General features: G+C 42.8%; 3 protein-coding genes, 19 tRNA genes, 1 rRNA gene and 1 riboswitch. Of the genes, 22 read left to right on the top strand and 1 reads right to left on the bottom strand.

Annotated features, from left to right (window positions below; genetic code table 11):
- The first annotated feature begins 251 nt into the window (after positions 1 to 251).
- The 19 genes from rrf to AC625_RS22970 all read left to right on the top strand — a co-directional run bounded on the left by rrf (position 252) and on the right by AC625_RS22970 (position 2,238).
- Positions 252 to 367: ribosomal RNA gene (rrf, locus tag AC625_RS23060) — 5S ribosomal RNA — on the top strand.
- A 47-nt stretch (positions 368 to 414) separates the two neighbouring features.
- Positions 415 to 489, top strand: a tRNA-Glu gene (locus AC625_RS23055).
- Between the two features lie 4 nt (positions 490 to 493).
- Positions 494 to 569 (top strand) — tRNA-Val (locus AC625_RS23050).
- Positions 570 to 580: 11 nt separating this feature from the next.
- Positions 581 to 656: transfer RNA gene (locus AC625_RS23045), tRNA-Thr, on the top strand.
- A gap of 15 nt (positions 657 to 671) precedes the next feature.
- Positions 672 to 744 (top strand) — tRNA-Lys (locus tag AC625_RS23040).
- Between the two features lie 48 nt (positions 745 to 792).
- Positions 793 to 869, top strand: a tRNA-Arg gene (locus AC625_RS23035).
- Between the two features lie 5 nt (positions 870 to 874).
- Positions 875 to 951, top strand: a tRNA-Pro gene (locus AC625_RS23030).
- 13 nt (positions 952 to 964) lie between these two features.
- Positions 965 to 1,038 (top strand) — tRNA-Met (locus AC625_RS23025).
- 41 nt (positions 1,039 to 1,079) lie between these two features.
- Positions 1,080 to 1,172 (top strand) — tRNA-Ser (locus AC625_RS23020).
- Between the two features lie 110 nt (positions 1,173 to 1,282).
- A tRNA-Met gene (locus AC625_RS23015) sits at positions 1,283 to 1,356 on the top strand.
- 3 nt (positions 1,357 to 1,359) lie between these two features.
- Positions 1,360 to 1,436, top strand: a tRNA-Asp gene (locus AC625_RS23010).
- Between the two features lie 42 nt (positions 1,437 to 1,478).
- A tRNA-Phe gene (locus AC625_RS23005) sits at positions 1,479 to 1,551 on the top strand.
- Between the two features lie 15 nt (positions 1,552 to 1,566).
- Positions 1,567 to 1,650: transfer RNA gene (locus AC625_RS23000), tRNA-Tyr, on the top strand.
- An 8-nt stretch (positions 1,651 to 1,658) separates the two neighbouring features.
- Positions 1,659 to 1,732: transfer RNA gene (locus AC625_RS22995), tRNA-Trp, on the top strand.
- 25 nt (positions 1,733 to 1,757) lie between these two features.
- A tRNA-His gene (locus AC625_RS22990) sits at positions 1,758 to 1,833 on the top strand.
- An 18-nt stretch (positions 1,834 to 1,851) separates the two neighbouring features.
- Positions 1,852 to 1,923: transfer RNA gene (locus AC625_RS22985), tRNA-Gln, on the top strand.
- A 66-nt stretch (positions 1,924 to 1,989) separates the two neighbouring features.
- A tRNA-Gly gene (locus tag AC625_RS22980) sits at positions 1,990 to 2,063 on the top strand.
- Positions 2,064 to 2,069: 6 nt separating this feature from the next.
- Positions 2,070 to 2,146: transfer RNA gene (locus tag AC625_RS22975), tRNA-Ile, on the top strand.
- A gap of 17 nt (positions 2,147 to 2,163) precedes the next feature.
- Positions 2,164 to 2,238 (top strand) — tRNA-Asn (locus AC625_RS22970).
- Between the two features lie 413 nt (positions 2,239 to 2,651).
- Here AC625_RS22970 and AC625_RS22965 read toward each other — a convergent pair.
- Positions 2,652 to 2,725: transfer RNA gene (locus tag AC625_RS22965), tRNA-Arg, on the bottom strand.
- Between the two features lie 266 nt (positions 2,726 to 2,991).
- On the opposite strand from AC625_RS22965, the gene AC625_RS22960 reads away from it, so the two are divergent.
- From AC625_RS22960 to AC625_RS22950, 3 genes are all read left to right on the top strand, one after another.
- Positions 2,992 to 3,720: a hypothetical protein gene (locus AC625_RS22960; RefSeq protein WP_049683391.1), complete on the top strand. Its 729-nt coding sequence runs from the start codon at positions 2,992 to 2,994 to the stop codon at positions 3,718 to 3,720.
- A 110-nt stretch (positions 3,721 to 3,830) separates the two neighbouring features.
- A riboswitch (cobalamin riboswitch) is annotated at positions 3,831 to 3,977 on the top strand.
- A gap of 164 nt (positions 3,978 to 4,141) precedes the next feature.
- Positions 4,142 to 5,203, top strand: coding sequence for a FecCD family ABC transporter permease (locus AC625_RS22955; protein WP_425415469.1), 1,062 nt, complete (start codon positions 4,142 to 4,144; stop codon positions 5,201 to 5,203).
- A gap of 5 nt (positions 5,204 to 5,208) precedes the next feature.
- Positions 5,209 to 6,645: an ABC transporter ATP-binding protein gene (locus AC625_RS22950; protein WP_049683390.1), complete on the top strand. Its 1,437-nt coding sequence runs from the start codon at positions 5,209 to 5,211 to the stop codon at positions 6,643 to 6,645.
- Position 6,646 lies beyond the last annotated feature (1 nt).

Genomic DNA, 6,646 nt, shown 5'->3' with positions numbered 1-6,646 from the left:
ACGTGACGTGCGGACGGGATAAATGCTGAAAGCATCTAAGCATGAAGCCCCCCTCAAGATGAGATTTCCCATAGCGTAAGCTAGTAAGATCCCTGAAAGATGATCAGGTTGATAGGTCAGAGGTGGAAACGTGGCGACATGTGGAGCTGACTGATACTAATCGATCGAGGACTTAACCAATAAATATTTTAATGATGATTCTAAAGTTTGTTATCTAGTTTTGAAGGAATAAACCTTCTAACTGAATTTAGTCTGGTAATGATGGCGAAGAGGTCACACCCGTTCCCATTCCGAACACGGAAGTTAAGCTCTTCAGCGCCGATGGTAGTTGGGGGTCTCCCCCTGTGAGAGTAGGACATTGCCAGGCTAAGCCCCTAAATAGTAGGGGCTATTATTTTGTTGATAGTTGTATGTGGCCCCTTGGTCAAGCGGTTAAGACACCGCCCTTTCACGGCGGTAACACGGGTTCGAATCCCGTAGGGGTCACCATATTGGAGGATTAGCTCAGCTGGGAGAGCATCTGCCTTACAAGCAGAGGGTCGGCGGTTCGATCCCGTCATCCTCCACCATTACCTATAGTGCCGGTGTAGCTCAACTGGTAGAGCAACTGACTTGTAATCAGTAGGTTGGGGGTTCAAGTCCTCTTGCCGGCACCATTTTCAAATTTGTATGAGCCATTAGCTCAGTTGGTAGAGCATCTGACTTTTAATCAGAGGGTCGCAGGTTCGAATCCTGCATGGCTCACTATTAGTTCAACGGGTGCGTTGTAATGGACAGATTCTATTTTGAAATGCGCCCGTAGCTCAATTGGATAGAGCGTCTGACTACGGATCAGAAGGTTATGGGTTCGACTCCTTTCGGGCGCGCCATAATACGGGAAGTAGCTCAGCTTGGTAGAGCACTTGGTTTGGGACCAAGGGGTCGCAGGTTCGAATCCTGTCTTCCCGACCATTATTATTTATTTGGCGGCGTAGCTCAGCTGGCTAGAGCGTACGGTTCATACCCGTGAGGTCGGGGGTTCGATCCCCTCTGCCGCTACTAAATGACGAGTAGTCTTTAGCTACTATCCAATTTATTTCGGAGGTATACCCAAGTCCGGCTGAAGGGATCGGTCTTGAAAACCGACAGGGGGGTCAAACCCCGCGGGGGTTCGAATCCCTCTACCTCCTCCATTTTTATCTCTTAAGTATAAAGCGTATTAGTCTCATCGAGTTACTGAAAGAGGAAGAAAAAGCTATACAGTAAACTTCATGCATAAGCAAAACTTTATCATTCTTATTATCGCGGGGTGGAGCAGTTCGGTAGCTCGTCGGGCTCATAACCCGAAGGTCGCAGGTTCAAATCCTGTCCCCGCAATCTGGTCCGGTAGTTCAGTTGGTTAGAATGCCTGCCTGTCACGCAGGAGGTCGCGGGTTCGAGTCCCGTCCGGACCGCCATTTTTATGCAGTAGTGAAACTTACTGTTGGTATAATTTGTTTGGCTCAGTAGCTCAGTCGGTAGAGCAAAGGACTGAAAATCCTTGTGTCGGCGGTTCGATTCCGTCCTGAGCCATCATTAGCTTAATATGGAGGGGTAGCGAAGTGGCTAAACGCGGCGGACTGTAAATCCGCTCCTTCGGGTTCGGCAGTTCGAATCTGCCCCCCTCCACCATTTATTATAGGGGTATAGTTTAAAGGTAGAACAAAGGTCTCCAAAACCTTCGGTGTGGGTTCAATTCCTACTACCCCTGCCAAACTTAAAATTCATTTTACATCATGGCGGTTGTGGCGAAGTGGTTAACGCACCTGATTGTGGTTCAGGCATTCGTGGGTTCGATTCCCATCAGTCGCCCCATTTACTTTATGTTATTTTTGGGCTATAGCCAAGCGGTAAGGCAACGGATTTTGATTCCGTCATGCGAAGGTTCGAATCCTTCTAGCCCAGTCTGTTAACCTTGGTATAGAAAGGCAATAATCTGCAAAACCTGATTTTGTTTTCAACTTTATACATGCGGGTGTAGTTTAGTGGTAAAACCTCAGCCTTCCAAGCTGATGATGAGAGTTCGATTCTCTTCACCCGCTCCAAAGAATGGGCCTATAGCTCAGCTGGTTAGAGCGCACGCCTGATAAGCGTGAGGTCGATGGTTCGAGTCCATTTAGGCCCACCATAATCCTATATTTTTGTTCCGCAGTAGCTCAGTGGTAGAGCATTCGGCTGTTAACCGAACGGTCGTAGGTTCGAGTCCTACCTGCGGAGCCATTTTTTTATGAGAAGTAAAACTAATCTAACTATGGTTAGTTTTTTTTGTTTGTTTGATTTGGGTGACACAATCTATGTCTAAAGTTTCACAGAACTTCGTAAGCGTCTTCTCCGGTAGAGGCTTCCCTCATTCGCATCAGATACGATCCAATTCGCTCAACACTCCAACTTCTTTATTCATTTAATAATAATATCCTTGAAGTTGTCGAAATATTTCTTACACAGTATTCGGTAGATTTTTGCTAGAACTACTGTATCGCGTATAACATGTCGGACTGTATATTGAACAAAGCAGTTCTTTTTATTATTTTGCTCTCAATCCTTTAAAATCAGAAGTATAATAATAGAATCCTTTTTTAATAAAAAACCGCCAATTCCTTGATAGATAAGGGATTGGCGGTTTTGTGTTTTAGCGTCCCAGATAGGAGTCGAACCTACGACCTACAGCTTAGGAGGCTGTCGCTCTATCCTGCTGAGCTACTGGGACATGATAAATAGTTGTGACTGATATATTATAGTTGTTATAAGAAAAATTTTCAAGGTTTATGTGCTAAAGAATGAGGTGGACTTTTGCAATAATTAGGGAGATTGTTTAGGTTATGGTTGTTTAGATAGTATGCTTAATTTTTTTGGTAGCTTCGATGTAGAGTTATTTAGTAATGCGTTAAAATTGGAATGTGCTTTTTTATTCCGAGTGTAATAACCTCAAGGAATTCGAATAGAGTTCATAAAACAATCTTTGGGGGAGATCTAATGAAGAAAAGTCTATTGTTAATAGTAGTTCTTGTTTTTGGAGGCGCTCTTTCATTATATACCCTGGATAAAGCCAAAACAAAGAAACTTCATACACCTCCAGAGTTACTCGCGACAGTTGATGGAGATAAGGTTGCTTATCAGGTTCGCAGTTTTGAAAGGAACGGGATCATAATTGTGGAAAGCAAGAAAGAAGATCCGATTACGAAGGTTAACCCCCGAAAAAAACTTTTAATTGATTTCGCTGAAGAGCCGGAAAGTTTCATCGTTTCAGAGATTGGCAATTTTGGGGATGAAGAGGATTTTATAAGAGCGGAGGATTGGAATACATTCAGTTTCAGAGAGTCTGCCTTGGGCAACTCGGTTGGTTATAAGTCCTATGTCATCCATGCAAAGTGGGTGAATGGGAAAGAGGCCACATACTCTTTTAAACTGGACGTTAAACAACTTGTTTCTTATCAAGGATTATTGCCAAGAGAACATGAAAAAAGCGCTTTGATTATCCTTGGAAAATCGGGTGTCAGTCCTGTTAATTTTGATGAAAATAAGTATGATTTGAGCCCTATTCACACGATAGATGCAGATGGAAAATTACCATCCGAATATCCTGAATTGAAAATAGAAAGCACCCCTACCTATATTATTTTTGATTATACTCAAGAAGTGTTTCGAACTGATGATAACGAAGAGCTAATAAAATACTTAGAGTCCATGCAGAGTAAAGAATAAAAAGTAGTTGTGTCAGAGGATTATTAAACATGATTGTCTGCTGACTCACAATGCAATAATTTTCTGACTAATTTTCGCATTCAATTGTGTATAATAGATGGATAGAAACGAAATACATAAACGAAATAGGTGTCTGATCTAGGACTTAGAAGGGAAGTTGGTGAGTGCCAACGCGGTCCCGCCACTGTATGAAGATATGGGATGGTACCGTAACGTAGACCATAAGCCAGGAGGCCTGCCTGTATTCGTGCACCCAATTTAATTTGCCTGCGGGTATGGGAAGGTGTGTGGCAGACATATGGGGACATCTGTTCATACTATAGACGATTGACTTATAAGGGTCAGACTTCCTAAAAGAAATCGAGGAGGCTGACCTTCTATTTATTCCCTCTAAAAATGTATGGTAAGGGAGTAGTGGAATTTGGGAGATTCAAAAATAGATAAAATTTTACAAAATAACAGACAGCTAGCTTATATACTCGCAATTGCATTTCTTGCTGTCTCGATGATTGTTGGAATTTCAGTAGGTTCGGTTTCAGTGCCTGTGTCAGAGCTTTTTCGAATTATTGGCAAGGAAGCTTTCCATCTACCGCTGTCAACTGAAGCAAATGTGATGTTCACGAATATTGTAATGAAAATACGCTTGCCTCGTGTTGTTTTGGCAGGATTGGTAGGAGCGTCTCTTGCTATTTCTGGTGCAGCGTTTCAAGGTCTTCTGCGTAACCCATTGGCCGATCCCTATACACTTGGCGTTTCCTCTGGGGCTTCTGTGGGGGCGGTTGTAACACTATTCTTCGGGTTGTCCCTACCTGTTATCGGGTTATTTACTTTGCCATTATTAAGTGTCCTATTTTCGTTCCTGACGATTTTCTCTGTACTGTTGTTTGCACAGAAACTGGATCGCTCGATGAAGGTAGAAACGATTATTTTAACAGGGATTATTTTTAGTTCGTTTTTAGGCGCATTTATTTCCCTGATGATTGCTATGACTGGAGAAGAATTACGTCAGATTATTGGCTGGTTATTGGGAAGTGTCTCAATGCGTGGCTGGAGCTATGTGGGGATTATTTTGCCATTCTTTATCGTGGGAGCTGTGATCCTTATGCTGAATGCACGTGAATTAAATGCCTTATCCTTTGGAGAAGATCGTGCACAGCATTTAGGTGTGAATGTGAAACAAAGAAAGCTACTGGTTTTAATTGCAGGTTCGCTGCTAACGGGGGCTGCTGTGGCTGTTTCAGGGACAATAGGCTTCGTTGGCTTGGTGATTCCGCATTTCACGAGACGACTTGTTGGCCCAGATCATAAGCATTTATTGCCGTTATCGATGATCATTGGAGGTGGCTTCTTAATTCTAGCCGATCTTATTTCAAGAATAATTATTTCCCCAGCTGAATTACCAATTGGCGTTATTACTGCGTTAATTGGTGCTCCTGTCTTTGCCACGATCTTATTAAAACGGCGCAGGATAGAAAGAAGGTGATGAATATGCTAACTGTTACTGAATTAATAGGTGGGTATACAAGGGAAATGCCTGTTTTGAAAAACCTTACCTTCGAGGTTGCCAGAGGAGAATTGTTTGGAATTCTTGGACCTAATGGAAGTGGAAAAACTACGCTGCTCCAAATGATGAGTGGCATATTACCTTATCATAGTGGAGAAATCATGCTTAAAGGAAAAAGGCTGCAGGATTATCGTACGAAGGAACTTGCTAGAGTCATTGCCGTCCTACCTCAGCACTCCACACAGGCTTTTTCCTATACGGTAAAAGAAACGGTCTCGCTTGGCAGGTATGCGCATCAAAAAGGATTACTGCAGAGTTGGTCAACGGAAGATGAAGAAGTGGTCCAAAAGGTTATGAAACAGACGGGCGTTACTCAGTTTCAACATATATCTTTTGAACAGCTTTCTGGTGGTGAGAAACAGCGTGTCTTGCTTGCACAGTCATTAGCACAAGAACCGGAAATTCTTTTTTTAGATGAGCCAACGAATCATTTGGATCTTTCCTATCAGAAAGAGTTGCTCGACTTGATGAAAAGGTGGACGAAGAAAAAAGACCTGACTGTTATTTCCATTTTCCACGATTTAAATCTTGCCAGTCTTTACTGTGATAGGCTGCTTCTATTAGACAAAGGGAAAATTCAGATTAATGACAAACCAAATGAAGTGCTGAAACGAGAACGAATCCAAGCAATATACCAAACAGAAATTGAAAATCGCCCACATCCAAATCTCCCCAAACCACAACTATTCATTGTTCCTGCTCATCTTGCCGAGGAGCAGGAGGCATTAGTGATTAATGAGCAATATTTAGAAGTAACAGATAAGTGGCTTGTATTAAAATTGCCGATCCCACTTAAGACGCTGTCTTCTGGAGTAACGGGGACTGAAAATGGTTGGTATAAAACATTTGTGAACTGTCATGCCAAGCTTACCTATGATTGTAAGAATCCTCGCAAGGAAATGATAGGGTACTTGTCTTCTGAAGGATTTAATCCAAGCGAGACGGTAGGCATGATAACAGATGTTGATGTGCAGACAGTAACAGCATGTTTCTATGAAGAGGACAATATCTCCACTTTCATCGTGGTAACAGCTGGTAAAGGAGATGTCGTTGATACGTCTCGTGTAGTTCCCAGCATCCATACTTGGGTGTTTGTGAATGGTTGTTTATCGGAAGGAGTGTTTATTCAGGGTCTTATTACCGCAACGGAGGCCAAGGTGAAGGCGTTGCATGATTGTGGAGCGGAAACTAACACGCCTTCAACAGAAGCTTCAAAAGACAGCATCTTAATTGCTGCTTCACAACGAGGTACAAACATCCGACATGGTGAATCCATGGCCTCATTAGATAAGCTGGTTGGCACGGGTGTATATGAATGTACGCTGCTTGCCATGAAAAATAGTGGATGGAAGGATGGCTGAA

The organism is Peribacillus loiseleuriae (assembly GCF_001183985.1).
In the GTDB taxonomy this organism is placed as follows: domain Bacteria; phylum Bacillota; class Bacilli; order Bacillales; family DSM-1321; genus Peribacillus; species Peribacillus loiseleuriae.
This window is presented reverse-complemented; position numbering and strand designations above follow the sequence as displayed.